This window comes from Candidatus Acetothermia bacterium (assembly GCA_024653305.1).
In the GTDB taxonomy this organism is placed as follows: domain Bacteria; phylum Bipolaricaulota; class Bipolaricaulia; order Bipolaricaulales; family Bipolaricaulaceae; genus JACIWI01.
This window is the reverse complement of sequence record JANLFW010000001.1, coordinates 65,005-89,502: the sequence shown is the minus strand read 5'-3', so window position 1 is coordinate 89,502 and position 24,498 is coordinate 65,005. Positions and strand designations below refer to the sequence as shown.

Below are 24,498 nucleotides of genomic sequence, written 5' to 3'. Positions count from 1 at the left end.
ATGGTGCGCGAGCAGTACCAAAGAGAGCTTGCGGAGCTCCGGCAGGCCACGGTGGCGATGGGGGAGCTGGTGGCGGAGCGGCTCAAGACCGGCCTTTCGCTCTTGCGGAACCCCGATCCGGAGGTGGTCCAGGCCCTGGTGGCCGGGGATGACGAGGTGGACGCCCAGTACCTGGACATCGAGCGCCGCTGTGTGGATCTCCTGGCCCTGCAGCAGCCGGTGGCCGGGGACCTGCGGCTGATCACGGCCTCGTTCAAGATCTCCACGGACATCGAGCGGATCGCCGACCTCGCCCTCAACCTGGGCCAATACGCGTGCGACCTCCACCTGAACCTTCAGTTCCTTCCCGACCGCGACCTGTTCTTCCAACTTGGGGAGCAAGCCCTGGCCATGCTCCGCGATAGCCTGGCCGCGTACCGGGACCGCGACGCGGCCCGGGCCGAGGCGGTGGTCCACGCGGACGACCGGGCGGACCGGCTGTTCTGGCAGCTCACCCACCACCTGATCGAGCACCTGATGCGGACCTCGCGGACCTGTGACGCGTTCCCCGAGGGGCTTGCCACCAGCGCCATCGGGCTCCTGTTGGCGATCCGGGATCTGGAGAGGGTGGCCGATCACGCGGTGAACATTGCGGCCCGCACCGTGTACATGATCGAGGCCCGCTCCAACCACATTTGAACGGGTTTCCACTGAAGGCCCGTTCGTGGCTGGAGTCAGGCCCGCGACCGCGGGGTTTCCTGTTCCCCGATCGCGTGGCCCAACGGGACGGCGGCGTCCACGGCGATCTCGGCGATGTTGAACCCGTACTCGCGGCTGCGGAGGAGGCTGTCCATGACGATGCTGATCGGGTGGGCGTTCTCCGGCTGCTCCCGGATCGCAGCCTGGGCCCAACCGGCGAGCGTGTCCTTGCGCTCCTTCTCGGCGAGCACCCGGTTGGCGAGGGGCACGTCCCGGCCCTCGAACGCCCGCACCGCCCCGGTCAGGATCTCCCGCGACGCCGCGGCCGCTTGCCGCACCCGATCCCCGACCGCCGGGAGGAGCTCCGCGGCCAGGCTTAGGGCGGCCCGGGACACCTTCACCGCGTGGTCGGCCACCCGCTCCAGCTGGTCGGCCACCGCCTGGTAGTGATGGAACTGAAACCGCGACAACTTCAGCTCCTCCTCCACGAGGAGGTCCCGCAGGAGGAGCCCGAACTGGCGGGCCACGAGGAGCACCAGCCGATCCACGTCCCCGTCCCGTTCGGCCACGTCCCGGGCCAGCTCCTCATCCCGGGCCGTGCACGCGGCCACCGCGTCGTCCCACATCGCCAGGGTGATCGCGAAGATGCGGCGGATCGTCTGGTCCACCGGGAAGTCCCGCACGTTGACCACCGAGTGCAGGACCACCGCCCCTTGGGTCTCCCCGAGCACCTCCAGGCCCACCAGGGACTGGGCGATCTCCCGCACCATCCGCCGCTCTTCGGGCCGGATCCGATCGCCGATCACCTCGATCACGTCGTAGCCGGCGATGTAGCGGGCGATGATGTCCCGCTGGAGGTGGACGGGTTCGCGCCCGTTCATGGGGATCGCGCACCGATTCTTCTCCCGCGTCCCGGCGGGGACGAGGAGCAGTGCCCCGGAATCGTTGGGGACGAGGAGCACGGTGCTGCCCTGGGCAATGCCCATCGCATCCGCCCACTCCTTGGGCAAGGTCACGAGGAACGTCCCCCCGCCCGTCACCTGCACCTTCCGTCGGTAGACCATGCCTTCCTCCCGTATATAGGCTTTCGGTTATCTCAATCCAATAGGGACATTCTATAGAGAACCAACGTTGGGGCAAGCCTGCCGGTCAGCGGGGGAGGCGTTCCCGGCTGCGGCGGAGGCCGTCCAGGTCCTTGACCTCGATCACCGCGACCGGGACGCGCGATAGGACCGCCCATGCCCGGGTTAGGTCCACGGTGCCTTCCCCGAGCGCGAGGTGCTCGTCGCCCGTGCCGCGGTTGTCGTGGAGGTGGACCACGCGCAACGCCGGGAGCAAGGAAGGAAGATGGTCCAAGGCCGCCGCGCCATGGGCGAGCCAAGCGTGGCCGAGGTCCAGGGTCCCCCACAGGCCTAGGTCCTCAAGCACCTCCCGGAACCGGGCAAGGTCCCAGAGGTAAGCCCCAGGGAGCTTGGGATCGTTCTCCAGGCACAGGTCGACCCCGAGGGCGTGGGCGTGGTCCCGCAGCCGTTCGGCGGCGGCCAGGGCCTCCGGCCACGGAGGATCGTGGGCGGTGCCCATCGCCGGTCGGTACCCCAAGTGGAACGTGACCGACCCCGCGCCGAGCGCGGCGGCCAGGGCCAGCGTCGCCGCCACCTCCTCCTCGGCCAGGGCCCGCACCCGTGGGTGGGGGGACATCAAGTTCACGTCCGCCACCGGGGCGTGTACGGACAGGGCGAGGCCGCGGGCCGCGGCCCGCACCGCCCGGACGAGGCCTGCCCGCCAGCCCGCGGGATGCCAAGGCGGCTCGCACAGGAACTCCACCCCGTCGAACCCCGCTTCTGCCGCCTGGGCCAGCGTCCGGTCCGGCAGCTCAGGGTGGAACGCGAGCGACGATGCCAAGATGCGCGTCCGCGACAAGATCCCTCTTTAGCCCCGCGGCTTCGTCGCCACGAGGAAGAACACGCTGGTGCCGCCCACGGGCACGTGCGGGTACAGCCGGCCGAAGGCGAGGGCGATCCCGTCCATGTGCGCGGCCAGGACCGGCAGGAGCCCGGCGTCGGCCAACGCCAAGAAGAAGGCCCTCGCTGGCCGGGCGATGTTCCCAAACGCCTGCACGTGCACGAACCCGGCTTCCTCCACGAGCGCGATGGTTTCCTCCGGCGTGCGGTGGGCGAGCTCGAAGTACCGCCCGGACAGGAGATCCCCGAGCGCGGTTTCCAGGAACGGGATCCCCAGCCCCGGGTCGTCCGGGGTCACCCGGCGCAGGCCGGGTTCGTCCGGGGCGGCGCGGAACGTGGGCACCGGGCCCAGGGCCTCCGCCGTCCGGCGCACTGCGGTGCTCGCCCGAAAGCGCAGCTCGTACTCGGCTTCCCTGAGCGGGGACAGGGACCGGTGGACGAGCCGGTACACTCCGACCTCGTCCTCAAGGTATAGCTCAGCCTCCTCCTCCACCGGGGCCCCCAGCTCGGCCCGCAGGTCCTCGAACGTGGCCGCCAGCCGCCCCCCAGGGCGCAGGACCCGATAGGCCTCCCGGAGGGCGGCGCGCGGATCCCCGCACTGCTCGATGGCCGTGGCGGAAGCCACCCCGTCGAAGCTTCCGTCGGGGAAGGGCAGATGCTCCGCTGGGGCCGTATGTACCTCCACATTCGGGAGCCCCAGGCGCCGCGCGTTCTCCTGGGCGAGGGCGGCCCGGCGGGGCGCCGGGTCCACCGCCACCACCTGCGGGAGGTGCCGGGCGAGCGGGAGCCCCGGCCAGCCATCGCCGGTGCCCAGGTCGAGGACGCGCCGGGCGCCAGCGAGGGCGGCGAGGAACGCGCCGATCTGTGCCGCATCCACCCAGTCGAACGGCCGCGCCGGATCGGCCGGGCGGTGCACCCCGGGCAGGGGCTCCGCCACCTGCCACACCATCCGTTGGTAGCGGAGCTCGGCCGAGCTCGTGGGCTCGAGCTCGACGTGGCTGCGGATCCAGGCCTCGATGGACATCGCCGGCCTACGGCGCGAACGGCGGGAGGGCGGCCATGTCCCACACGACCACGGAGCCGTCGCCCGATCCGCTCGCCAGAAGCGCCCCGTCGGGGGAGAAGCTGACCCCCTCCACCGCCGCCGCGTGCCCGGCGAGCAGGTGGAGAACCTCACCCGCCTCGGGATCCCACACCCGCACCGTCTCGTCGAGGGAGCCGGAGGCGACGAGCCGCCCGTCCGGGGAGAACGCGACCGCGAACACACAGCCGGTGTGTCCGTCCTGGCCCCACATTTCGCGGTAGGGCAGGGCTACCGCGGTGTCCCACAGCTTGACCACCTTCCCCGCCCCCACCGCCAGGAAGTACCCGTCGGGGGAGAAGGCCACGTCCCATGCCCGGCCGGGGAAGGCGTGGACGATCTCCCCGGTGCTCACGTCCCAGAGGATGGCCTGATCAGCACCGCCGGACGCGAGGAGGGCCCCGTCCGGGGCAAACGCGACGCCCCGCGCCGAAGTGGTGTGGGTCTGGGTGACCCAAACCGCCTCCCCCGAACCGAAGTCCCACACCCGGACCGACCCGTCCGCCCCTCCCACTGCCAGGTACGGGGCGGACGGCGAGAACGCGAGGGCGAACACGTTCCCGAAAGGGCCGGAGAGGGTAAAGATCAAGTCCCTGTCCTCCACGTTCCACACCCGGACCTCGTTCCATGCCCCGGCGGCGAGGAGCTCCCCGTTCGGGGCGAAGGCCAGGGCATAGGCCTGGCCCCCGGGGACGGCGAACGTGCCGGCGTGCTCCCAGGTCTCACCGTGGTACAGGTTGACCCCGCCGACCGTGGCCACGGCGAGGAACCGGCCGTCGGGTGAGAACGCGAGATCGCTCAACCAAGGAAGCTTCCACTCCGCCACCGCTCCCGCGGGGAGCGCCACCGCCAGCGCGTGCCCAACGAGCGTAGCCACCGTGCCAAACACAACCGCCCGCCACCATCCCCTCATCGCCTGCCTCCATCGACGTTGACATGAAGTCAGCGAACTGTGGACCAAGTTTACCCGTCCGGGGCGATGGTGGTCCTTCCCGCGGCCGAGGCCATTGCAGTCCAAAGCGTCTCGATCTACGGCGGCGTCAGCAATCAGCCCCAGATCGCGGCGCTGCGCCGCGGCGTGGAGATCGTCGCCTGCCCCGGCCGCCTGCTCGACCACGCCGACGCCGGGAACATCGATCTCTCCCGGGTCGAGGTGCTGGTCCTGGACGAGGCGGACCGTATGTGCGACATGGGCTTCCTGCCCGACATCCGGCGGATCATCCGACTCCTCCGCCAACTCATCGGGTCCGCACCCGAGCGAGCAGCCAGTCGCTGATCGTGTTCAGGAATCCGGGTACGAACTCCTTGGCCAGGACGGCGTATTCGTCCAGGCCGCCCGTCGTCGCGCTTTGAAATAAGTGGTTGGCGGTGGGAAACACGACCACCGTCACGTCGGGGTTCCCCGCCCGGGCCAGCGCCGCCTCCAGGGGAGGGCGGTTCTGATCCACGTCCACCTGGACGTCGCGCTTGCCGAACAGGGCCAGGACGGGGACCGTGACCTGCTCCCAATCCCGCGCCGGGTCGTGGTTCAGGAAGAACTGGTACCACGGGCTGCGAAACGCCGCCATCTGCGGGGCGACCCGCTGTCGAGCGATGGCCTCGAGGTCGCCCAGGGCCGCCTTGTGCCGGTCGGGCAACCCTTGGAGCTGGGCCGTGATGAGGCTATGGAGGTAGCCCTCCAGCGCCTCCCAGTCCTGGGCCTGCGCCAGGTCGAGGACGGTGCGCTGCTGCCGGAGCGCCTCGGCCACCTGGTCGTCGCTCGCCCCACCCACCCGCGCCAGGCGCTCCACCTGCTTGAGGATGAGCGCGTACCCGTTCACCGCCGGGCCGGCCATGGCGATCACGAACGCCACGTCGGGGTTCCGCGCCGCGACCATGGCGGCGACCGTCGCCCCCTCGCTGTGGCCGAGGAACCCGACCTGGTTGGGGTCGATCTCCTTTCGCCCCTGCAAGTACTTGAACGCGGCCTCGGCGTCGTCGGCAAAATCTGCAGTCGTGGCCGTGGCGTGGTCGCCGGTGGAGTCCCCCACGCCGCGGTCGTCGTAGCGCAGCACGGCCACGCCGCGGCGGGCGAGGTGATCGGCGATCCACCGGAACGGTAGGTATCCGGGGACCCCGGGGATCTCCTCGTCCCGGTTCTGGGGACCGCTCCCGGAGATCAGGATCACCGCCGGATGCGGCCCGTCCCCGGCGGGCAGGGTCAACGTCCCGGCCAGGGTGGCGTCGTCATGGGAGAAGGACACCTCGACCACGGCCGGGGGTGGCCGCTCGATCACGAGAAACCCGATGACCAGCATCAAGGCCGCAAGCGCGATCCACTTCCAAGGTTCCATCCTGCACCTCCTTGTCCACCGCGGGCTTCCCGCATCGTCCCCGTCCGCCCTCGATGGGGTGATACCCGACCGACCCGGCGCCGGTCCACCTCCGGTCGCCCCGATCGCCGTGCAGGACCTCGGTTGCGTCGCCCAACGGCGGAGCGGTGCTTGCTCGTCCGACCGTGGTCCCTATTGACGCCCGGCCACGGCGCACTATACTGCGTCGGCCGCGCCCCGTTGGGGCGGCCAGGAGGGTGATCCGACGTGCTGCTCAAGGAGAAGAAGACGGAGAAGCCCAAGCAGCCGAAGAAGCCCTGCGGGGGCTGCTAGGCCATACGCCCACCTCAGGCCAACCCAGTGGTCGCAGGGTGGGCTTGGGTTTGGCAAAAACGGGGGCGGGGGAAGTGCCCGCCCCCGCATCGCTACCCGGTGCGGGCCAGGCGGGAAGGGGGATTGGTGCATTGGGCGCACGTAAAGCTTGTTCCCAACCAGTCTCCGCGCATTTGACGCTGCCGGCAAGGTGCTATAAGCTTGGCCGTCGTGGTCGGGATCGGAAAGGGCGGTCAACCGGGGAACGACGTACTGGAACTGGGAAAGGGGAAGGCCCCCTCTGGGAGTCAGCTCGATGACCCGCTGTTCCCCGGGCCTTGAAACGGATCGCCGTTCCGGCTAAGTTTCGGCTACACAAGTCATAGAGCTGACTTGTAAAAGGGGGAAAGGAGGCGTATGACAACTAAGCTAGCGAAGCGGTTGATGGGGTTCCTTGGCGTGGCCGTGGTTTTGGGGGTGCTGGTGGGGTGTGGCGGTGGAGATTTCACGGTTTCCCTACAGCCTACGACTACGATTATCGCCCAGGGCAAGAGCGGTACGGTGGCGGTGAGCCTCGCCCGTACCGGTGGGTTCAAGGGAGAAGTCACGTTCGCGGTGACCGGGCTCCCCAGCGGGGTGACGGCGAAGTTCGACCCAGTGAAGACCACCGCCGATAAGACCACCCTCACCCTGACGGTGGGCGGCACGGTGCCCACGCAGAAATACTCGCTCAAGGTGACGGCGACCAGCGGGAAGCTCAAGAAGGAAGCGGCTCTCGAGCTGACCGTGGCCGTGGCCCCGGACTTCACGCTGGAGGCGGCGCCGGCTTCGGTCACAGTGAAGCCGGGCGCGACCAGCACGGTGACGGTGAACATCAAGCGCACCGCGACGATGACCGAGGCCGTGGCCCTCACGCTGGAAGGCGCCCCGGCTGGGGTGACGGGGACGTTCAACCCGGCCTCGGCCCCGGCGGACAAGAGCACGCTCACCCTCCAGGTCGCAGCGACCACGGCCCCGGGCAACTACACCCTCACCGTGCGCGGCAAGGGCGGCGGCTTGGACAAGACGGCCAAGCTGACCCTCACCGTGGAGGCGGTCCCGGACTTCAGCATGTCCCTGACCCCGGCCGCGGTCACGGTGAAGCAGGGCGCGACCGGCACGGTGGCGGTGAACATCACCCGGGTCGGCGGGTTTGCTGACGTCATCCTGCTCGAGGCGGAAGGCGCCCCGGCTGGCGTCCGGGTCAGCTTTGACCCGAACCCGGCCCCGGCCGGCGCAAGCACCATCACCCTCGCCGTGGACGCCACCGCCGCCGTCGGGAGCTACACCCTCACGGTGCGGGGCACCGGCGGAACCATCACCAAGACGGCCCGGGTGACCCTGACCGTCGCGGCGCCGTAACCCGGAACAACGGGAACGGGAGCGGGGGCGACGGTCACGTCGCCCCCGCTCTTTTTCTGGAGGAACCCATGCTGTACGGAGAACGGGTACGGCTGCGCCAGATCGAGCGGGAGGACATCCCCACCTTCGTGCGGTGGTTCAACGACCCCGAGGTGCGCCAGTTCCTCGTCATGTACGAGCCCATGTCCCGGGCCAAGGAGGAGCGCTGGTTTGCGGCCCAGCTCGAGCGGCGGGACGAGTTCCTGTACGCCATCGAGGCTCAGGTGGACGGGAGTTGGGTGCACATCGGGAACCTGGGTCTGCACAGAGTGGACTGGAAGAACCGGACGGCCGTGTTCGGGATCGTGCTTGGGGAGAAGGCGTACTGGGGACAGGGCTACGGCAGCGAGGCCGCCCGTGTCCTCCTGCGGTTCGCGTTCCAGGAGCTCAACCTGCACCGGGTGGAGCTGGAGGTGTTCGCGTTCAACGCCCGCGCCATCAGGTGCTACGAGAAGGCCGGGTTCCGCCACGAGGGCACACGACGCCACGCGTTCTTCCGCGACGGCCGCTACCACGACGTGCATGTGATGTCCATCCTGCGCGAGGAGTTCCTCGCCGAGGAAAGGGGATCCGGCCGGCGATGAGGGGACACTGGCCCTCCATAGGATGAACCGGCATGGTGGCCACGGTCTACCTCCAAGCCGGGGTCGGGGAGCGGGCGGCGGGGGTTCGGGGGGTCCTCGCCGATCTCCTCGCCCACGCGGACCTGGCTGGTCTGGTCCGCGGGGAGCAGGTCCTGGTCAAGCCGAACTGCGTCTCCTCCACCCGGCAATTGGCCGCAACCCACGCCGATGCCCTCGCCCCGGTGCTGGCCGCCCTCGCCCTGCTCGGCCCACGGCGGATCATCCTCGGTGAGGGGTCGGCGGAGGACACCCGGCGCGCGTTCAAAGGCTTCGGGTACACCGCGCTCACCCGGCGCTACGGGGTCGAGCTTCTGGACTTGAACCGTGACCGCTCTGTCGCTCTTCCCATCTACGACGAGCGCGGGCAGGCGCACCCGGTGCGGGTGGCCAAGACCGCCCTCGACTCGGTGCGGGTGTCGGTGGCCCTCCCCAAGACCCACGACACGGTGATCGTCACCGCCTCCTTCAAGAACATGGTGGTGGGTTGCATCCAGAAGCCGGACAAGGCCAAGATCCACCGCGGGTACCGGGCGATCAACGTGAACCTGGCCCTGCTCGGCCGGGCCCTCCGCCCACACCTCGCGGTGATCGACGGGTTCGTGGGGATGGAGGGGGATGGGCCGGTGGACGGGGAGCCGGTGGACCATCGGGTCGCCTTCGCGGGGACGGACCCGGTGGCGGTGGACGCGGTGGCGGCTGACCTGATGGGCTTTGCTCCTGGGGAGATCGGGTACCTCGTCCATGCCGCCCGGCTCGGGCTTGGAGAGGTGGACCTGGGGCGGATCACCGTCCAGGGCGCGGACCTCGCCGCCGCGCGGCGGCGGTACCGTCCCCACCGGACCTACGGCGAGCAACGCACCTGGGACGTGGCCGGCACGCCGCTCGCCGTCGTCCTGGACCAGAGCGCAGCCGCGACCGGGTCCTAACGCGGCAGGGGTATACTCGACGGGCATGGAACTGACCCCGATGATGCGGCAGTACCACGCCATGAAGGCCCGCTACCCGGGGGCGATCCTGTTCTTCCAGCTCGGCGACTTCTACGAGACGTTCTTCGAGGATGCGGAGGTGGTGGCGCGGGAGCTGGAGATCACGTTGACCGCCCGGGACGGCGCCCCCATGGCCGGGGTCCCGGTGCGCAAGGCGGCTCTCTACGTGGCGCGCCTCCTTCGCCGCGGGTACAAGGTGGCCCTGTGCCCGCAGCTCGAGCGGCCGGGTAAGGGCAAGGCCCTCCTCCGCCGGGAGGTGGTGCGGGTCCTCACCCCGGGCACGGCGATCGAGGAGGGGGTGCTGGATGCTGACCAAGACACGCTCCTCGCCGCGGTCTGGCCGGAGGGGGATCGGGTCGGGGCGGCGTGGGCGGAGGCAGCATCGGGGGAGTTCTGGGCGGAGGAACTCGGGTTCGCGGACCTTCCCCAGCTCGCGGCCCGCCTGCCCGTCCGGGAATGGATCTTCCCCGAGGGCTGGTCCCCTCCGGCCGACCTCCCCGGGGCGCGCACCCCCCGCCCCGCCGGCGACTTCTCCCTGGACCTGCTGCAGCAACGGTTCCCGAGGGCCCTTGCGGAGGCGCCGCTCGCCGCCCGGGCCGCGGGGGCGCTGGTCGCCTACCTCGCGTACACCGTGGGCGAGCTCGCCCACCTGCGGGCCCCGGCCCTGCGCCCGGCCGACGAGGCCATGGCCCTGGACGCCTTCACCCAACGGTCCCTGGAGCTCATCGCCCCCCTGCGGCCGGAGGGCCGCCTGACCCTGCTCTCCGTCCTTGACCGGACGAAGACGCCCATGGGGAGACGGCTGCTGCGCCGATGGATCCTCGCCCCTCTCCGGGACCTCCCGGCGATCGCGGCCCGGCTGGACGCGGTGGACGCCCTGGTCCGATCCGGGGCATGGGAGGAGTTGGGCCGGGCCTTGGCCCGGGCGGGCGATCTCCCCCGCCTCCTCGGGCGGGTCAGCGTGGGAGCGCCCACCCCCGTCGACCTCGCCGTCCTCGGGCGGACGCTGGACGCCGCCCAGGGCCTGGCATCCACGCTCCGCGGCGTGGCCGATCCTCTTCCGGGGCGGCTGGCGGCCATCGCCGGAGCGCTGGACGCGGCCCCAGCCGCGCTGGCCGACGAGATCCGCCGGGCGCTGGTGGACGCCCCACCCCCGTCCCTGGACCAGGGTTGGGTCATCCGAGAGGGGTACAACGCCCGGCTTGATGGGCTCCGCGCCGAGGCCCGCCGGCTGCGGGAGGAGATCACCGCCCTGGAGGGGAAGGAACGCCGCCGCACCGGGATCGGGAGCCTCAAGGTCGGGTACAACCGGATGTTCGGCTACTACTTCGAGGTCACCCGAGCCCATCTCGGGAAGGTGCCGGCGGATTGGCGCCGCCGCCAGTCGTGTGCCAACGGGGAGCGGTTCACATCCGGGGAGCTTGCCGCCCTGGCCGACCGGCTGACGGCGGTCGAGGAGGAGGCGCGGGCGGCTGAGGAGGACCTGTTTCGCGTCCTCGGCGACCGGGTCCGGGCGGAGATCCCGGCTCTGGCCCGGGTTGGGGAAGCGCTGGCCGAGCTGGACGTCCTGCGGTCGCTGGCCGAGGTCGCCCACCGCCGGGGCTACAGCCGACCTCGGTTCACCGATCGGGCGGCGATGCGCATCCGCGAGGGCCGCCACCCCATGGTCGAGGAGGTGGTCCAGTTCGTGTCCAACGACCTCGACATGGGGGAGGGGGTGCGGTTGGCGGTGGTCACCGGGCCGAACATGGCCGGGAAGTCGGTGTTCTTGCGGCAGGTGGCCCTGATCGCGCTTTTGGCCCAGATGGGGTCGTTCGTCCCGGCCCGAGAAGCCGAGCTCCCCGTGTTCGACCGCATCTACACCCGGGTTGGGGCGTCCGATGCCCTGACCGAGGGCCTGTCCACGTTCATGGCCGAGATGCGAGAAGCGGCGGAGATCCTCTCCGGGGCCACCGAGCGGTCGCTGGTGATCCTGGATGAGCTCGGCCGGGGAACGAGCACCCACGACGGGATGGCCCTGGCGTGGGCCATCGCTCGGTACCTTGCGGAACGGGTGCGGTGTAAGACCCTGTTCGCCACGCATTATCGAGAGCTGTCCCGCCTCGCGGAGGAGGTGCCGGGGGCGATGAACCTCCACGCCGCGGTGCGGGAGTGGAGGGGCGAGGTGGTGTTCTTGTACCGGGTGCTGCCCGGAGTCGCCGAGCGCAGCTATGGGGTACACGTGGCCAAGTTGGCCGGGCTGCCCGAGGTGATCCTGGGCGAGGCTGGGCGAGTCCTGGCCGAGCTCGAGCGGGCTGCCCCCACGCCCCGGGGTGGGCAGGGGGAACAGCTCCCCCTGTTCGGCGGGGACGACCACCCGGTGCTGGCCGACCTCCGACGCCTGGATCCGGAACGCCTCACCCCGCTCGAGGCCCTGGCCCTCCTGGCCGAGCTCAGGCGCCGGCTCGGCTGACCGCCCCCTCGCCGGGGGTCTACTGTGCCTCGTGCGGGGCGTCCCTCTCGGCGCCTGGTTTCAAGGGCCCGGCGGATCGGTACTGCACGTACTGCACCGACGCCGCGGGGAAGCTCAAACCTCGGGCTGAGGTCCAGAAGGGCATCGCCGAGTGGCTCAAGGGCTGGCAGCCGGGGATCACCGACAACCAGGCGATGGACCGGGCCGCTCACTACATGCGGGCCATGCCCGCCTGGGCCGAGGACTAGCAGCCTGTGTGACGATTGGCCCGCTACCTAGTCGGACTCCCCGAGGAGGCGCGCGGCGAGGGCGAGGTCCCCGGGGCGCGTCACCTTGAGGTTTTCGGGGTCGCCGGGCACCGCGGCCACGGGTTGGCCCAGCGCCAGGAGCGCCGCTGCGTCGTCGGGGAGGTCCAGGCCCCGCAGCGTCGCTTCCGTGTACGCGACGAGCAGGAGCTCGCGGCGGCCCCCCTGGGGGGTCTGGATGTGGACGAGCCCGTCCCGGGTTACCGGTTCGAGGGCGAGGTACCCGCCCCGCGCGTAGCGCACGGTGTCCACGACAGGGAGCACGGGCACGGCCGCCCCATGGGCCTCGGCCGCAGCGAGCACGCGCCGGATGAGCTCCGGGGACACCAGCGGCCGGGCCCCGTCGTGGACGAGCACGTACTCCCCACGCGCCGCTTCTACCCCGGCCCGGGCCGAGTCCTGGCGGCGTTCCCCGCCGGGGACCACCCGCACCGGAAGCGGCACCGCGCCGGCGATCCTGTCCACGTCCCGTTCCTCCCCGGGTCGGGCGACCACGATCACCTCGTTCACGGCCCCGGACCGGGCGAACGCCCGAAGCGGATAGTGCAACAGCGGCCGGCCGGCGAGCTCAGCCCACACCTTGTTCCTCCCTCCGCCGAACCGTTCCCCCCGACCGGCGGCGAGGATCACCCCCGAGGCGTGCATCCGCGTCGGGTCAGCCCTTGTCCTGGGGCCGGTCGAACGAGAGCTTTCGGAGCCCGGTCCCGTCCGGGTTCACCGCGTACGCCCCCCAATTGCCCCCGCGGTTGGAGTTGAACACGATCACCCCGGTCGTGGTCCAGGACGGATTGACGTCCGCCGCCGGGTCCGCCGTCACCCGGAACACCCGCCCGGTCGCGACGTCCACGGTGAAGATGTCCCAGTTGTCCTTCTCCTGGACCGTCATGTACGCGAGCTTCGTCCCGTCCGGCGACCAGCTTGGGCAGACCACATCCTGGTCGGTCTCCACCACCGCCCGCTCCTGGCCGGTGCTGAGATTGAGGAGGAACAGGTTGTAGCTCTTCGCTCCCTTGGCCACGTACGCTAGGAACTCTCCGTTTGGGGAGAGGACCGGCTGCCAGAAGTCCACCGGGGTCTCCTGGCTGCCGAAGAACGCGCATCCCCCGACGGCCAACCCCAGGGCGAGGATGACCATCGCCTTCAATGTGATGTGCACCACATTGCCCCCTTCTTCCGTTACAATCCCTGCGAATCGTGACCATTGTACGCGGAGGCGTAGGGTGACCACCACCAAGGCCGGCGGGACGACGAGGGTGCGGGGGGCGGTGGCGGCCGGGTATCAAACCTTGGCCGCGGCCGGGATCCCGGCACCGGCCCGGGAGGCCCGGCGCCTCCTGGCCCTGGCCATCGGCGCCCCTTACCTCCTGCTTGGTCCGGACGATCCGGTCCCTGTGCTCGCTCACCGCCGGTACCTCCGGTTGCTCGCGGCCCGGGCCCGTCGCGTCCCCCTCCCCCTCCTCGAGGGGGGGACCGGGTTCCTGGACTTCGAGGTCGCCGTCCGCCCGGGCGTGTTCATCCCCCGGCCAGAGACGGAGGAGCTGGCCGAACGGGCCATTCGCATCCTCCAGGGGTTCCCGTTTCCCCCGGCGGCCTTGGACCTGGGGACCGGGACCGGCGTCCTCGCCATCGCCTTGGCCCGGGCCCGCCCCGACGCCCGGGTGGTGGCGGTGGACGTGGACGGGCGGGCGGTGGCCTGTGCCCGGGGGAACGTGCGCCGGCTGGGCCTGGACCGGCGGATCGAGGTGCGCCGCTCGGATTGGTTCTCCCGTGTTTCGGAGCGGTCTCACCTCGTGGTGTCCAATCCGCCGTACGTCCCGACCGGGGACATCCCCCGCCTCGACCCGGAGGTGCGCCGGTTCGAGGCGCGGCGGGCGGTGGATGGGGGGCCGGATGGCCTCTCCGCCGTGCGGGCCCTGCTTTCCCAGGTGGGGGATCACCTCTGGCCCGGCGGGGCGGTGCTCGTGGAGATCGGCCACGGCCAAGGGACAGCGGTCCTCCAGTTTGCCCGCCGGTGCCCGGGTCTGGTAGAAATGGCCGTGAAACGGGACCTCGCGGGAAAGGAGCGGTTTTTCGTCGGCCGATGCGGATAGCCATCCAGGTATCGGAACTTCGCTTTGCCACCGAGGATGGGGTTCTGGTGTTGGATAACCTGTCCTTCGGCGTTCCCCGGGATGGGTTCGTGTTCGTGGTCGGGCCGCCGTCCTCGGGCAAGACCCTGCTCCTCAAGCTGATCCTAAGGGAGGCTGAGCCCAACGGGGGCCAGATCCTCCTCCTCGGGCGGAACATGGCCCGGCTGTCCCCGCGGAAGGCGCGGGACCTCCGGCGGCGGGTGGGGTATGTCCCGGAGGCCCCGGCCATCCTGGGCGGGCGCACGGTGGCCGGGAACCTCCTGTTCAAGCTCCGCGCCCTGGGCTACGGCGGCGAGGAGCTTCAGGAGCATGCGGAGCGGGCCCTCGAGCTGGCCCGGCTCCAGGGTCGCGAGGACGTGCTGGCCGCGGACCTGGACGAGATCGAGCGCCGGCAGCTCGCCCTTGCCCTTGGCCTGTGCCCGGACCCCATCGTGCTCCTCTGTGATGACCCGTTTCGAGATCTGCCCGCTCTCCTCCAGGACCAGCTGATGGACGTGCTGGGGGGGATCCACCACGCCGGGGTGGCCATCCTCGCCACCACCCGGGAGGCCGGCCTGCCCCGGCGCCACGGGTTCTTGCCCAAGGGCCAGGCCGATTCTCCCTGTTACCTCGTGGCGTTGCGACCGGGGGTGACGACATGAACCGAGGGCGGTGGTTCCTCACCGCAGAGTACCTGAAGTCCAGCCTCCGCCACGGGGGCTCCCTGATCGGGTGGGCGCTGGCGACCGCAGCCGTGCTCGCCACCGCCACCGCCCTGTTCGTGCTGCCGGACAGCCAGAACCCGCGCGAGCCGTATACGCAGGCGTTCCTCCTCGCGAGGCTGGCCACGGACCTGTCCGAGGCGGAGATCGCTCAGTTGGGGAGCGAGGTCTGGGCTTGGCCCGAGGTGGAGCAGGTGGTGTTCCGTTTCCCGGGCGAGGCCGACCCGGTGCCGGTCGCCCAGCGCACGCTCCTCGTGCACTTGAGCTCGGGCGACGCCCGGGCCTCCGTCCAGGGCCGGTTGAGCTCGCTCAAAGGCGTGACCGGGGTGGAGTTCTTCCAGCGTACGGTGAACCCGCCGCCGCGGCTCCCCCCGATCTCCCGCATCCTGGCCCTGGCCGGGCTGGTGAGCGCGCTCGTGGGGTGCCTATGGTTGGGGTACCGGACCTCGGCCCGGACCGGTCACACCTGGCAGGACGAGCTCGCCCTGCTCAGGAACGCCGGGGTCAGCGAAGCCAGCCTACGGGTTCCGTTCCTGGCCCTGGGAGGGCTGGTGGGCCTCGGGGGGGCCGTGATCTACCTCGCCGCATATTGGGCCTTGTGGAGTTGGGGTCAGGGGATACCGGCGGTACAGGAGGTGGCGCCTGGCTTCCTCAAGGGCGAGGCGATGGCCACCTGGCTCGGCCTGCTCGCCGGGGTGGGGTTGGGCGTGCTCGGAGGGGCCGTCGGCTACCCGTCCTCACGGCCTCACTCGTAGCGCAGGGCCTCCACCGGGGGAAGGCGGGCCGCCCGGCGGGCGGGGAGGGTCCCGGAGATCGCCCCCACTGCGAACGAGAACAGGAGCGCCCCGAACACGAGGCCTGCCCCTATCGCTGGGGTGAACGTGTCCGGGGCATCGAACAGGCGCCCCACCACCGCCGTGGCCGTCCACGCCACCCCCAGGCCGGCGATCAGCCCCAACGTCCCCCCGCCCAGGCCCATGAGCCCGGACTCGAACAGGAAGAGAAGCAGCACGTGGCGTCCCTTGGCCCCCACCGCCTTCATAACCCCGATCTCCCGCGTCCGCTCCAGGACCGCGGTGTACATCGTGTTCATCACCCCAATCCCCCCCACCAGGATCGAGATCCCGGCGATCCCGGCCAGGAACGCCTGAACCCCGCCGAGCACGGTCCGGATGCGCTGGGTGAGGTCCTCGAAGTCGACGATCTGGGCGTTCTTCTCCCCGAGGGCGCGGAGGCTCTCCCGCACCGTCGTCTTCACCGCGGCGATGGCCGCGTCGTCCTGTACCTTGACGATCGCGTACTGCACGAGGTCCGGCCCTGGGAACAGGGTCCGCAGGTCCTCGTAGAACACGAACAGGGCATCGTTGATGGGCACGCCTACCGCGGTGCCCCCCCCACCTCGCTGGTCCCCTTGCCGTGCGAGTATCCCCACCACCTGGAACGGGCGGTCCTCGATGGCCACCGTCTGCCCGACCTGGGCCCCCAGGGCCTGGGAGGTGCGGGCCCCCAGCACCACCTGCCCGGGGGCGGTCAGCTTCCCTCCCGCGGCCAGGGTCAGGTCCAGCTCAGCGGTCAGTTCGTCCATGGCCGGCTCGTAGCCCACCACCGATAGGAACCCCTTCCCGCCCGGTCCCTCCACGTACCCGGTCTCCGTGCGCACCGCCACCGCCGCCCGCACCCCGGGGATGGCCCGCAGCGCCTCGGGGTCAACCCGGATGCGCTGGTTGAAACCCGCCCCCTGTGGCATCACGAGTACGGTGTTGAACCCCACGATCTGCCCCACCTGGCTCGTGATCGTGCGCTGGAGCCCCTGGCCGATGGCGATCAACGCCACCACCGCCGCCGTCCCGATGAGGATGCCGATCACGGTCAGCCACGACCGCAGCCGGCGGTGCAGGATGTTCCGTACCGCGAGGCGAAACAGGTCCCAGGTCATGCTCCCCCCTCCCGGATCAGGCCGTCCCGCACCCTAAACGTGCGGTCGGCGGCGGCCGCGGCCTCGGGGTCATGGGTCACCACCACCACCGTCTTCCCCTGCCGGTGGAGCTCGGACAGCAACCCGAGGATCTCCTGGCCGGTGGCCGAGTCCAGGTTGCCGGTAGGCTCATCGGCCAGGATGAGCTCCGGGTCCGCGGCCAGCGCCCGGGCGATCGCCACCCGTTGCTGCTGCCCCCCGGAAAGCTGGCCCGGACGATGGCCGAGGCGATCGTCCAGCCCCACTCGGGTGAGGAGCTCCACCGCCCGTTCTCGACGCCGCCGCGGCGACACCCCGAGGAACAGGAGGGGGAGCTCCACGTTCTCCACCGCGGTGAGGGTGGCGACCAGGTTGAACGTCTGGAAGACGAACCCGATGTGCCGGCCGCGCAGCTCGGCCAAGCGGTTGGGCTTAAGAGCGGTCACGTCCTTGCCGTCCCATACGATTCTTCCCGCGGTCGGCCGATCGAGGAGCCCCATCAGGTGAAGGAGGGTGGACTTGCCCGAGCCGGACGGCCCCATCAGGGCGAGGAAATCCCCCTTTTCCACGGTCAGGTCCACCCCACGCAGGGCGGGCACGTCGACCTCTCCCAGGCGGTAGACCTTGGTGACCCGCTCCAGGCGGATGAGGGAAGAGCTCATGGACGCCGGTACGCGGTCAGGACCATCTCGAAGGTTACCGTCCCGCCCTCGGTCACCCGGAGGAGGGGGACGAAGTACACCGGGTCGGTCAGGGCGAGGCCGACCTCCACCACCGTGTCCGGCCGGTTGGCGGTCCGGTACTCCCCGATCAGGCACCCCACCCCGGCCACGTCCGCCCGTGCCCGCGCCCGGAACACCACGCCGCCCGGCAGGGCGTAGTCCTCTCCCACCTTCAGGGCTTCCCGCCGGCGGATCAGGGTCAGGAGCGCGCTCAGGTCCACGTTGGCCCCTGCCGCCTGCACGAACACGGACGAGCCCAGAAACCCGAGCGCCTCGAGGTCGGCCGCCGTCCCCTCCGAGGCCATGCCGAGCACCACCTTGAACCGGCCGTCGGCCTTCGCCTCCACCGTCAGGGACAGCTCTTGAACGAGGCTGGGGCTGCCCCCGCGCAGGGCCCACTCCATGGCCGTCACGCCCACGGGGAAGTCGGTCAGCGTGGCCTGGGCAAAGCCCAGCACCCCAACGGCCAAGTACACCAAGATCCACGTGTGTCTTCTAATCACGGCCATCGCCTCCCGACGGGGGATCGTAGCGCCCGGTTGCCTCCCGGTCCACCTGAACCTCCACCCGCCCCCGGCTCAGGCGGAACAGGCCACGCTGGAGGAGAAGGTGGACCCCCACCCCGACCAAGACCACCTCCACAAACCGGTACACCACGTTGAACGCCACCGCGCTGCTCGGAGGGATTCCGAGTAGGGTGAAGATCCCGAGCCGCCCGCCATCGGTGAGGCCGAACCCCCCGGGTGTCAGCCAGAGAAACGCGTTCAGGAACATGTTTAGGGTGAAGAAGAGCGAGAGCTGAGGGAAGGTGAACAGCGCCTTCTGGGTGAAGTAGAAGAAGATCTGGGGCCGGAGGTAGTTCAAGAACACGGTGAGGAGCTGGAACAGGAGCGCGAGGCTGGTGTACCCGAGCTTGCGGGTGAACGCGAGGTGCATCGTGGTTTCGGTTTCCGCCACCATGTCCGCGGCCCCCAGGAGCCCGCGGCGCCTGGGGAACAGGCGGGCTATGACCCGCAGGATGCGCGACAGCCATCGGTAGTTGCGGGCGAACGAGACCACCCCGAGGAGGAGGAATACGGCCACGGTGCCCAACCCCAGGCCCACAGCTTGCTTGTCCGCGAGCGAGATCCGCGGGGAGACGATGGCGAAGAACCCGCCGATGGAGGCGAACGCGAGGAGGGAAATCCCTGCGAGCAGGCGCTCCACCGCCGCGGTGGCCATCACCCGGGCCATCGTCACCTGGGCCTCCTTCGCCACCCAGTACGCCCGCACCGGTTCCCCACCCAGGCACATGGACGGGGTGATGTAGCTCACGGCGAACCCGGCCAACATGGGGGAGAGGGTCCGCCACCAAGGGACGGCGATCCCCGCCCCACGGAGGAGGATGTACCAGCTGATGGACCAGGCGAGCAGGAAGCACACCACGTTGCCGACCACGGCCAGGAACCCGAGGACGCCGACGGCGGCCAGCTCGGCCAGCACCAGACCCGGGCCGCTCAGGTAGATGAGCGCCCCGAACAGGGCGACCCCGGTCAGCACCAGGACCGTCAGGATCAGCCACGGTGGGACGCGTCGCCTAGAGATAGCCCAGCCCCCGTAACCGCCGGATCGTGTCCTCTCCCGCGCTGTCCCGCCCCGGCATCGGTTCCGCCACGTAGGCAGGCGGGGAGGCCATATCCCCGAACGCTTCCATCAGCGGCTGGCCCTCCATCCACGACGGGATGGGCACGTCGCACAGGGCGAGGATGGTGGGGGCCAAGTCCCACAGGCGCGCCCGGGGAGCCTGCGCGGGGGGCACGTCCCCTCCGGACACCACGAGCACCCCCTCCATGCGGTGGCCGGCAGCCATCGGGGACGGGGAAAACACCGTGTGCTGGAGGAACCCGATGATCCCCTTGCCCAGCCAGCGCAGCCCCCGGGGCAGGAACAGGATGTCCGGCCCGAGCCACGCCTTGTCCCCCCGATACAACTCCTCCCCGAAGTACAGGTCCCCGAGGAGCGGCTCCCCATTGGGAAGCCGGACCTCGGCGAGGGCTTGGGCCAGGTCCTGTCGCACCCGGGGGGCATCGGCCGCGGCCACCGTCCCGCGGGGCTCCCGCCCCACCCGGTTGAGGTAGATGCTCCCGATCTCCGCGTGGGAATAGGCCACCGTTTTGCTCCAGTCCACGTCCTCCAGGCCGAGGAAGGCCCGCCGCACTCCCCGGGCCAGCGCCCCGTCGCCCCACAGCTCCAGCCCACTGTGTAGGAACCCGAGCCGGCGGGCCAGCGGGTACAGGCGCTGGCCGAGCCCGGCCAGGTTCATCGGGGTAACCCCGCGGCGGAACAGGAAGCCGCGCAGGGCGCTCGCGGGCCGGCGGCGCAGGCGCAGGAACCCCTCCGCGAGCAGCCACGTGTTGATGTGGAACTCCCCGTCCACCGGGCCCATCCCGTGGTCGGAGAGGAGGATCGTCCGCCGCGGGGCCAGGGCGTCGATCAGCATCCCCAGGGCTCGGTCCGCGGCCTGGAACACCGCGAGCACCTCCTCTCGTTCTCCCAGGTAGTGCTGGACGGTATCGGTGATCTGGAAGTGGACGGCGAGGACGGCCGGCCGAAACCGGTCGGCGAGGGCCACCGCGGCCCGGGCCTGGTGTTCGGCCAGGTCCGCGAGCTCCGTCGCCCAGGCCGTGGGGTCGGTCCCGTGGGACCACTCAGGCGGGGTGGCGAGGAAGCCGGGCGCGCTCTCGCGGACGGTGGCCATGATCCCCGGGGGATGGCCATCCGCGTCCGGTGGGGCCAGGAACCCTGGGATCCAGAACCCCCGCACCGGCCGGGCGGGGTGGGTGAGGGGGTAGCCCAGCACCCCCACCGGCACGTGGTTGGACAGGATCTCCCACACCGTGGGCAGGGCCAGGGAACGGCCATCGGCCAGGGCGGGGATGTAGCTCCCCGGCCGCCGCACCGCCCACTCGAACACCCCGTGCTTCCCCGGGCCCACGCCGGTGTGGAAGCTGGCCCACGCCGGGGCTGTGACCGGAGGCACCGTGCTCACCGTGGTCCCCCAGGCCCCACCCCGGGCGAGCTCCGCCAGGTTCGGCAGCTTCCCCGCATCGGCCCACCGCCGCACCGCGTCCGGCGGCGCGCCGTCCCACGACACCACCACCAGGTCCGCCATCGACTTCAGCTTTCCATGCCGAGGTGTTCGGCCAGCAGGGCCAGCGCCGACTCGCTCGCCGACCACCGGTTGCCCTGGCGGGAGCCGACCAGGCGCAGCTTTCGCACCATCACGTCGCGTTCGGTGGCCAGGGCCACGTACACCAGGCCGACCGGCTTGTCCGGGGTCCCCCCGCCGGGCCCGGCGATCCCGGTGGTGGCCAAGGCCAGGTCCGCTCCGAGGAGGCGGCGGGCCCCTTCCGCCATGGCCCGGGCGCACTCCGGGGACACCGCGCCGAACCGGCGGAGCACGTCGGACGGGACCCCGAGGACGTGCTCCTTCACGTCGTTGGCGTACGCCACCACCCCGCCGCGGAAGTAGGCGGAAGAGCCAGGGACCTCGGTGATCCGCATCGCCAGGAGCCCCCCGGTGCACGACTCCGCCACGGCCAGGGTCAGCCCGCGCGTCCGCAGCCGCTCGCCCAGCTCACCCTCGAGCACCCTCCACCTCCAACGCCCGTTCTAGAAGCCTCGCCATCTCCACCAGATCCCCGCGCAGGACCACCTCCGCCCGGCCGTCGAACGGGGTCGGCTCCCCGCCCGCGATGATCACCCGCGCCCCGGACGCCGCCGCCAGCGGCACCAGCCCGGCGGCCGGCCACACGGTGAGGGAGGTGCCCAGGACGAACAGGACGTCGGCCTGGGCCACCTCCCGCTGGGCGAGGGCGAAGTCCGGGGGGAGCGCCTCGTCGAACAGCACCACATCCGGCTTAACCAGGCCACCGCAAGCGCAGCGGGCGAGCCCGGCCCGCTCTGCCTCGACCTCGATCCACGCCGCCGGGTAGGAACGGCCACAGGCGAGGCAGGTCCCGGAGCGGGTATGCCCATGGACCTCGAGCACCCGGCGGGATCCGGCCCGTTGGTGTAGGCCGTCGATGTTCTGGGTGATGACCCCGGCGAGGTGGCCGCGGGCCTCGAGCCGGGCGAGCAAATGATGAACCGGGTTGGGCTGCGCCCGGGCCATGTGCTGGAACCGCCACAGCCAAAACGCGTAGAACCCCTGGGGGTTCCGGTGGAACCCGGCCAGGGAGGACACCTCCTCCGGGTTGTGGGTCTGCCAGAGCCCACGCGGGCCGCGGAAGTCGGGGATACCCGAGGGGGTGCTTGCCCCGGCTCCGGTGAGGGCCCACCCCCGGCGCGCCTCCTTGAGGAGCGCCGCCGCGCGTAGCACCGCCCGCGGCTCCATCCTCATGGCCAAGAAGTGTGCTCCGCCCCCACCGCCCTTGCAAGCGGCGGGTTGCCCAAGATCCTTTCCCGGATTATCATTTCGTTTAAGGGGGTCACAATGGCCGGTCATTCCAAGTGGGCCAACATCAAGTACCGCAAGGAACGCCAAGACAAACGGAAGTCCAGCCTGTTTTCCCGCCTGACGCGGGAGATCATCGTCTGTGCCCGGCAAGATCCCAATCCGGAGACCAACAGCGCCTTGGCCACGGCCATCGAGCGGGCGCGAAACGCGAACATGCCCAACGAGAACATCGAGCGGGCCATCAAGCGCGCCGCCGGCGGCCAGGAGGGCGCCCAGTACCATGAGGTGATCTACGAGGGCTATGGGCCCGGCGGGGTGGCGATCCTCCTGCGGGCGCTCACCGACAACCGCAACCGCACCGCGGCCGCGGTGCGCCACATCTTCGAGGCCCACGGTGGGTCGCTGGGGGGGGAAGGGTGCGTGGCCTGGCAGTTCGAGCGGCGCGGGGTGATCCAGGTGCGGGAGCTCCCGGCGGGGTTGGACAAGGAGGCCCTGGTGCTCACGGCGGCGGAGGCGGGGGCCGACGATTTCGCCGAGGAGGACGGTTCTCTCACGTTCTATACCCAGCCGACCCGGGTGGCCAAGGTGCGGGATGCTCTCCGCGCGGCCGGGGGGGAGGTGGCCCGGGCCGAGATCGCCCTGGTGCCCAAGGCCACGGTGCGGGTGGAAGGGCGGGACGCGGAGCGGCTGCTCAAGCTCCTTGACGCGCTCGATGAGCAGGAGGACGTGCAAGAGGTGGTGGCGAACTTCGACATCCCGGACGAGGTGTTGGCCCGGGTCGAAGGAGGATAGGATGCGGGTCGCGCTGGTGCTGCTGGTCGGGCTGTTGGTGATGGGTGTGGGGGGATGGGCGCGGCAGGAGCCGAACATCACGCCCTTGGTGCGGGGGGCGGCGTCGTTCGTGATCCCGGGGCTAGGTCAGTACCTGAACGGGGAGTACGACAAGGCGCTCACCCATTTCGTGGTGGACGTGGGTCTCATCCTCGGCACGTCCTGCCTTGCGTACCTCCTGCCGTATCCGGTGTTCCCGGTGGTGGGGACGGCGCATACCCTGTGGGCCCTGTACTCGGCGATGGATGCCTACCAGACGGCGCTCGAGCTCGAGGGCCTCAGCCTGAACCTCCAGCCGGGCGGGTTCGCCGTCAACTTCTAGGCCAGAAGAAGAGGGCTACCAGGATCAGGGCCGCGGGCACCCAAAACGCGGGCAGCGGGTCCGGGGAGGTAGGCCGGATCAGTTCGTAGGCCCCGCAACCGGCATCGCTCAGGCGGACCACGCCCACCGCTTGTCCGCGGTGCCCGGCCTGGACGATGGGCACCCGGCCTACCCAGATCGGCTCGGTCAGGAACAGGTGGTCATGCCCGAGCACGAACAGGTCGCACTCGGGGGCGGCGGCCGCCACCCGTTTCGCCTCGGCAAGCTCCATGTGCCCGAGGAGGATGAAGAGGTCGTGGGCCGGCGCCTCATCGAGCGCCGCCCGCACGCTCGCGGCCGGGTCGAGGATCTGCACCCCCGGCCACAGGGACCACGGGTACTCCTCCCACAGGAGCCCAAGGACCAGGATCCGGAGGCCGTTTCGCTCGAGGAGGGCCCACCGCCGCACGGGGAGCGCCCCGGAAAGGTTCGTCACCACCACCGGGAACGGGGCGAGGGTCACCTCCCGTAGGGCCGGGCCCAGGTACATCTCGTGGTTTCCGAGCACCATGGCGTCGTAGCCGAGCTCCCCCATGCGCTGGGCCATGGCAAGGGCTTCGGATTTCCCGGTGAGGCGCGAGAGGTCCTCCCAGGCATCGCCGGCGTCGACCACGAGGTCGGCTCTCGCGAGGATGGGGGCGAGCGCGTCAAGCCGAGGAAGGCTGGCGTGAAGGTCGGTGGTGACCGCCACCGTGAGCTCCCACCCCAAGGCGGGGAGAGACAGGATCGCTATCAGAAGGAATGCCCGGCCCATAGGGTGAGGCCACCTCCCCGTACCAGCGCAGCTCCCCACATGCCCCGCCACCGCACGCGGACGCCGCAGGCGAGCTCGAACCCCAGGCTCCCGAACAGGGAGAGGCTGGAGGAGGCCGTGATCTCCCACGCCAGGTTGACCCCGGTCGGGTCGCGGGCCACCGCCACCAGGGCGTGCCCAGGGGCCCGGCCCAGGACAAACCGCGGTGGGGGAAGATCGAGCCAGGCGAACCACGGCCCATCGAGGACTTGCACCCGCAGCGCGAGGGGTGGGTCAGTGGCCCCGAGGAACACCTGCAGCGGACCGAGCGGGATCAGGGCCCACGGCTGAGGACCCAGGGAGAGCTCTCCGGTCCCGGCCATCGCCGCGGGGAGGTCGCCCAAGGCCCACAGGAAGGCGCCTAGCTCCACGGCTGTACTCTACCCGCGCGTGGTAGCAGGGGCAAACCAGGGCGGGGA

The 24,498-nt window shown here is 70.8% G+C and carries 26 protein-coding genes and 1 pseudogene; 11 read left to right on the top strand and 16 right to left on the bottom strand.

Annotated features, from left to right (window positions below):
• The gene (gene phoU, locus NUV94_00495) at window positions 1-678 is read left to right on the top strand and encodes a phosphate signaling complex protein PhoU (protein ID MCR4391274.1); all 678 of its coding nucleotides are present in this window, start codon (window positions 1-3) and stop codon (window positions 676-678) included.
• Between the two features lie 35 nt (window positions 679-713).
• On the opposite strand, the gene NUV94_00490 is transcribed toward phoU, so the two are convergent.
• From NUV94_00490 to NUV94_00475, 4 genes are all read right to left on the bottom strand, one after another.
• Window positions 714-1,742 (bottom strand): AbrB/MazE/SpoVT family DNA-binding domain-containing protein, encoded by a 1,029-nt coding sequence (locus tag NUV94_00490; GenBank protein MCR4391273.1) that lies wholly within the window; start codon window positions 1,740-1,742, stop codon window positions 714-716.
• 85 nt (window positions 1,743-1,827) lie between these two features.
• Complete coding sequence (locus NUV94_00485) at window positions 1,828-2,598, bottom strand: sugar phosphate isomerase/epimerase (GenBank protein ID MCR4391272.1); 771 nt, start codon at window positions 2,596-2,598, stop codon at window positions 1,828-1,830.
• A 9-nt stretch (window positions 2,599-2,607) separates the two neighbouring features.
• A complete protein-coding gene (locus NUV94_00480) occupies window positions 2,608-3,663 on the bottom strand; it encodes a methyltransferase domain-containing protein (GenBank protein ID MCR4391271.1) in 1,056 nt (351 codons plus the stop codon).
• Window positions 3,664-3,670: 7 nt separating this feature from the next.
• Entirely contained in the window at window positions 3,671-4,633 is a 963-nt protein-coding gene (locus NUV94_00475; protein MCR4391270.1) for a WD40 repeat domain-containing protein, read from the bottom strand.
• Between the two features lie 99 nt (window positions 4,634-4,732).
• On the opposite strand from NUV94_00475, the pseudogene NUV94_00470 reads away from it, so the two are divergent.
• Window positions 4,733-4,951, top strand: a pseudogene (locus NUV94_00470) (DEAD/DEAH box helicase).
• Window positions 4,952-4,958: 7 nt separating this feature from the next.
• On the opposite strand, the gene NUV94_00465 reads toward NUV94_00470, so the two are convergent.
• Complete coding sequence (locus tag NUV94_00465) at window positions 4,959-6,053, bottom strand: alpha/beta hydrolase (protein ID MCR4391269.1); 1,095 nt, start codon at window positions 6,051-6,053, stop codon at window positions 4,959-4,961.
• Between the two features lie 708 nt (window positions 6,054-6,761).
• Here NUV94_00465 and NUV94_00460 point away from each other — a divergent pair.
• The 4 genes from NUV94_00460 to mutS all read left to right on the top strand — a co-directional run bounded on the left by NUV94_00460 (window position 6,762) and on the right by mutS (window position 11,845).
• On the top strand, window positions 6,762-7,745 hold the full coding sequence (locus NUV94_00460) for a hypothetical protein (protein ID MCR4391268.1): 984 nt from the start codon (window positions 6,762-6,764) through the stop codon (window positions 7,743-7,745).
• 68 nt (window positions 7,746-7,813) lie between these two features.
• Entirely contained in the window at window positions 7,814-8,368 is a 555-nt protein-coding gene (locus NUV94_00455) for a GNAT family N-acetyltransferase (GenBank protein ID MCR4391267.1), read from the top strand.
• A 32-nt stretch (window positions 8,369-8,400) separates the two neighbouring features.
• Window positions 8,401-9,333, top strand: coding sequence for a DUF362 domain-containing protein (locus NUV94_00450; GenBank protein MCR4391266.1), 933 nt, complete (start codon window positions 8,401-8,403; stop codon window positions 9,331-9,333).
• Between the two features lie 25 nt (window positions 9,334-9,358).
• A complete protein-coding gene (gene mutS / locus NUV94_00445; GenBank protein ID MCR4391265.1) occupies window positions 9,359-11,845 on the top strand; it encodes a DNA mismatch repair protein MutS in 2,487 nt (828 codons plus the stop codon).
• A gap of 275 nt (window positions 11,846-12,120) precedes the next feature.
• Here the strand turns inward: mutS and ispD are convergent, their stop codons facing one another.
• Together ispD and NUV94_00435 are read right to left on the bottom strand one after the other, a co-directional pair.
• Window positions 12,121-12,795, bottom strand: a complete 675-nt coding sequence (ispD, locus tag NUV94_00440; GenBank protein MCR4391264.1) for a 2-C-methyl-D-erythritol 4-phosphate cytidylyltransferase — start codon at window positions 12,793-12,795, stop codon at window positions 12,121-12,123.
• A 10-nt stretch (window positions 12,796-12,805) separates the two neighbouring features.
• Window positions 12,806-13,306 (bottom strand): hypothetical protein, encoded by a 501-nt coding sequence (locus tag NUV94_00435; protein MCR4391263.1) that lies wholly within the window; start codon window positions 13,304-13,306, stop codon window positions 12,806-12,808.
• A 64-nt stretch (window positions 13,307-13,370) separates the two neighbouring features.
• Between NUV94_00435 and prmC the strand changes: the two genes are divergently transcribed.
• From prmC to NUV94_00420, 3 genes are read left to right on the top strand one after another with little or no spacing between them, the layout of a single operon-like run.
• Window positions 13,371-14,240: a peptide chain release factor N(5)-glutamine methyltransferase gene (gene prmC, locus NUV94_00430; protein MCR4391262.1), complete on the top strand. Its 870-nt coding sequence runs from the start codon at window positions 13,371-13,373 to the stop codon at window positions 14,238-14,240.
• A complete protein-coding gene (locus NUV94_00425; GenBank protein ID MCR4391261.1) occupies window positions 14,231-14,920 on the top strand; it encodes an ATP-binding cassette domain-containing protein in 690 nt (229 codons plus the stop codon). Before prmC ends, NUV94_00425 begins: the two co-directional genes overlap by 10 nt.
• Window positions 14,917-15,735 (top strand): hypothetical protein, encoded by an 819-nt coding sequence (locus NUV94_00420; protein ID MCR4391260.1) that lies wholly within the window; start codon window positions 14,917-14,919, stop codon window positions 15,733-15,735. The genes NUV94_00425 and NUV94_00420 overlap by 4 nt, the downstream gene beginning before the upstream one ends.
• On the opposite strand, the gene NUV94_00415 is transcribed toward NUV94_00420, so the two are convergent.
• Genes NUV94_00415 through NUV94_00385 form a run of 7 tightly spaced genes read right to left on the bottom strand, consistent with a single transcriptional unit; the run spans window position 15,726 to window position 22,037 of the window.
• Window positions 15,726-16,916: an ABC transporter permease gene (locus NUV94_00415; protein MCR4391259.1), complete on the bottom strand. Its 1,191-nt coding sequence runs from the start codon at window positions 16,914-16,916 to the stop codon at window positions 15,726-15,728. The two genes, NUV94_00420 and NUV94_00415, sit on opposite strands and share 10 nt — an antisense overlap.
• Window positions 16,913-17,596: an ABC transporter ATP-binding protein gene (locus NUV94_00410; GenBank protein ID MCR4391258.1), complete on the bottom strand. Its 684-nt coding sequence runs from the start codon at window positions 17,594-17,596 to the stop codon at window positions 16,913-16,915. Before NUV94_00410 ends, NUV94_00415 begins: the two co-directional genes overlap by 4 nt.
• Window positions 17,593-18,159 carry a hypothetical protein gene (locus tag NUV94_00405; GenBank protein MCR4391257.1) on the bottom strand — a complete coding sequence of 189 codons (567 nt, stop codon included), beginning with the start codon at window positions 18,157-18,159 and terminating at the stop codon, window positions 17,593-17,595. The genes NUV94_00410 and NUV94_00405 overlap by 4 nt, the downstream gene beginning before the upstream one ends.
• On the bottom strand, window positions 18,152-19,195 hold the full coding sequence (locus NUV94_00400) for a flippase-like domain-containing protein (GenBank protein MCR4391256.1): 1,044 nt from the start codon (window positions 19,193-19,195) through the stop codon (window positions 18,152-18,154). Before NUV94_00400 ends, NUV94_00405 begins: the two co-directional genes overlap by 8 nt.
• 37 nt (window positions 19,196-19,232) lie before the next feature.
• Window positions 19,233-20,807: an alkaline phosphatase family protein gene (locus NUV94_00395; GenBank protein MCR4391255.1), complete on the bottom strand. Its 1,575-nt coding sequence runs from the start codon at window positions 20,805-20,807 to the stop codon at window positions 19,233-19,235.
• 5 nt (window positions 20,808-20,812) lie between these two features.
• Window positions 20,813-21,286, bottom strand: a complete 474-nt coding sequence (locus NUV94_00390; protein MCR4391254.1) for a nicotinamide-nucleotide amidohydrolase family protein — start codon at window positions 21,284-21,286, stop codon at window positions 20,813-20,815.
• The gene (locus tag NUV94_00385; protein MCR4391253.1) at window positions 21,273-22,037 is read right to left on the bottom strand and encodes an NAD-dependent deacylase; all 765 of its coding nucleotides are present in this window, start codon (window positions 22,035-22,037) and stop codon (window positions 21,273-21,275) included. Before NUV94_00385 ends, NUV94_00390 begins: the two co-directional genes overlap by 14 nt.
• 93 nt (window positions 22,038-22,130) lie before the next feature.
• Between NUV94_00385 and NUV94_00380 the strand changes: the two genes are divergently transcribed.
• Together NUV94_00380 and NUV94_00375 are read left to right on the top strand one after the other, a co-directional pair.
• Window positions 22,131-22,886: a YebC/PmpR family DNA-binding transcriptional regulator gene (locus NUV94_00380; protein ID MCR4391252.1), complete on the top strand. Its 756-nt coding sequence runs from the start codon at window positions 22,131-22,133 to the stop codon at window positions 22,884-22,886.
• 1 nt (window position 22,887) lies between these two features.
• On the top strand, window positions 22,888-23,247 hold the full coding sequence (locus NUV94_00375) for a hypothetical protein (protein MCR4391251.1): 360 nt from the start codon (window positions 22,888-22,890) through the stop codon (window positions 23,245-23,247).
• Here NUV94_00375 and NUV94_00370 read toward each other — a convergent pair.
• Window positions 23,237-24,040 (bottom strand): metallophosphoesterase, encoded by an 804-nt coding sequence (locus tag NUV94_00370; protein ID MCR4391250.1) that lies wholly within the window; start codon window positions 24,038-24,040, stop codon window positions 23,237-23,239. The genes NUV94_00375 and NUV94_00370 overlap by 11 nt on opposite strands.
• On the bottom strand, window positions 24,019-24,450 hold the full coding sequence (locus NUV94_00365) for a hypothetical protein (protein MCR4391249.1): 432 nt from the start codon (window positions 24,448-24,450) through the stop codon (window positions 24,019-24,021). The genes NUV94_00370 and NUV94_00365 overlap by 22 nt, the downstream gene beginning before the upstream one ends.
• Between the last annotated feature and the right edge of the window lie 48 nt (window positions 24,451-24,498).

What these genes read in the sequence shown, in the direction of transcription:
- phoU (MCR4391274.1), top strand. Translation starts at nt 1, where the DNA reads ATGGTGCGCGAGCAGTACCAAAGAGAGCTTGCGGAGCTCCGGCAGGCC.
- NUV94_00490 (MCR4391273.1), bottom strand. Translation starts at nt 1,742, where the DNA reads ATGGTCTACCGACGGAAGGTGCAGGTGACGGGCGGGGGGACGTTCCTC.
- NUV94_00480 (MCR4391271.1), bottom strand. Translation starts at nt 3,663, where the DNA reads ATGTCCATCGAGGCCTGGATCCGCAGCCACGTCGAGCTCGAGCCCACG.
- NUV94_00475 (MCR4391270.1), bottom strand. Translation starts at nt 4,633, where the DNA reads ATGAGGGGATGGTGGCGGGCGGTTGTGTTTGGCACGGTGGCTACGCTC.
- NUV94_00465 (MCR4391269.1), bottom strand. Translation starts at nt 6,053, where the DNA reads ATGGAACCTTGGAAGTGGATCGCGCTTGCGGCCTTGATGCTGGTCATC.
- NUV94_00460 (MCR4391268.1), top strand. Translation starts at nt 6,762, where the DNA reads ATGACAACTAAGCTAGCGAAGCGGTTGATGGGGTTCCTTGGCGTGGCC.
- NUV94_00455 (MCR4391267.1), top strand. Translation starts at nt 7,814, where the DNA reads ATGCTGTACGGAGAACGGGTACGGCTGCGCCAGATCGAGCGGGAGGAC.
- NUV94_00450 (MCR4391266.1), top strand. Translation starts at nt 8,401, where the DNA reads ATGGTGGCCACGGTCTACCTCCAAGCCGGGGTCGGGGAGCGGGCGGCG.
- mutS (MCR4391265.1), top strand. Translation starts at nt 9,359, where the DNA reads ATGGAACTGACCCCGATGATGCGGCAGTACCACGCCATGAAGGCCCGC.
- ispD (MCR4391264.1), bottom strand. Translation starts at nt 12,795, where the DNA reads ATGCACGCCTCGGGGGTGATCCTCGCCGCCGGTCGGGGGGAACGGTTC.
- NUV94_00425 (MCR4391261.1), top strand. Translation starts at nt 14,231, where the DNA reads ATGCGGATAGCCATCCAGGTATCGGAACTTCGCTTTGCCACCGAGGAT.
- NUV94_00420 (MCR4391260.1), top strand. Translation starts at nt 14,917, where the DNA reads ATGAACCGAGGGCGGTGGTTCCTCACCGCAGAGTACCTGAAGTCCAGC.
- NUV94_00415 (MCR4391259.1), bottom strand. Translation starts at nt 16,916, where the DNA reads ATGACCTGGGACCTGTTTCGCCTCGCGGTACGGAACATCCTGCACCGC.
- NUV94_00410 (MCR4391258.1), bottom strand. Translation starts at nt 17,596, where the DNA reads ATGAGCTCTTCCCTCATCCGCCTGGAGCGGGTCACCAAGGTCTACCGC.
- NUV94_00395 (MCR4391255.1), bottom strand. Translation starts at nt 20,807, where the DNA reads ATGGCGGACCTGGTGGTGGTGTCGTGGGACGGCGCGCCGCCGGACGCG.
- NUV94_00385 (MCR4391253.1), bottom strand. Translation starts at nt 22,037, where the DNA reads ATGAGGATGGAGCCGCGGGCGGTGCTACGCGCGGCGGCGCTCCTCAAG.
- NUV94_00380 (MCR4391252.1), top strand. Translation starts at nt 22,131, where the DNA reads ATGGCCGGTCATTCCAAGTGGGCCAACATCAAGTACCGCAAGGAACGC.
- NUV94_00375 (MCR4391251.1), top strand. Translation starts at nt 22,888, where the DNA reads ATGCGGGTCGCGCTGGTGCTGCTGGTCGGGCTGTTGGTGATGGGTGTG.
- NUV94_00370 (MCR4391250.1), bottom strand. Translation starts at nt 24,040, where the DNA reads ATGGGCCGGGCATTCCTTCTGATAGCGATCCTGTCTCTCCCCGCCTTG.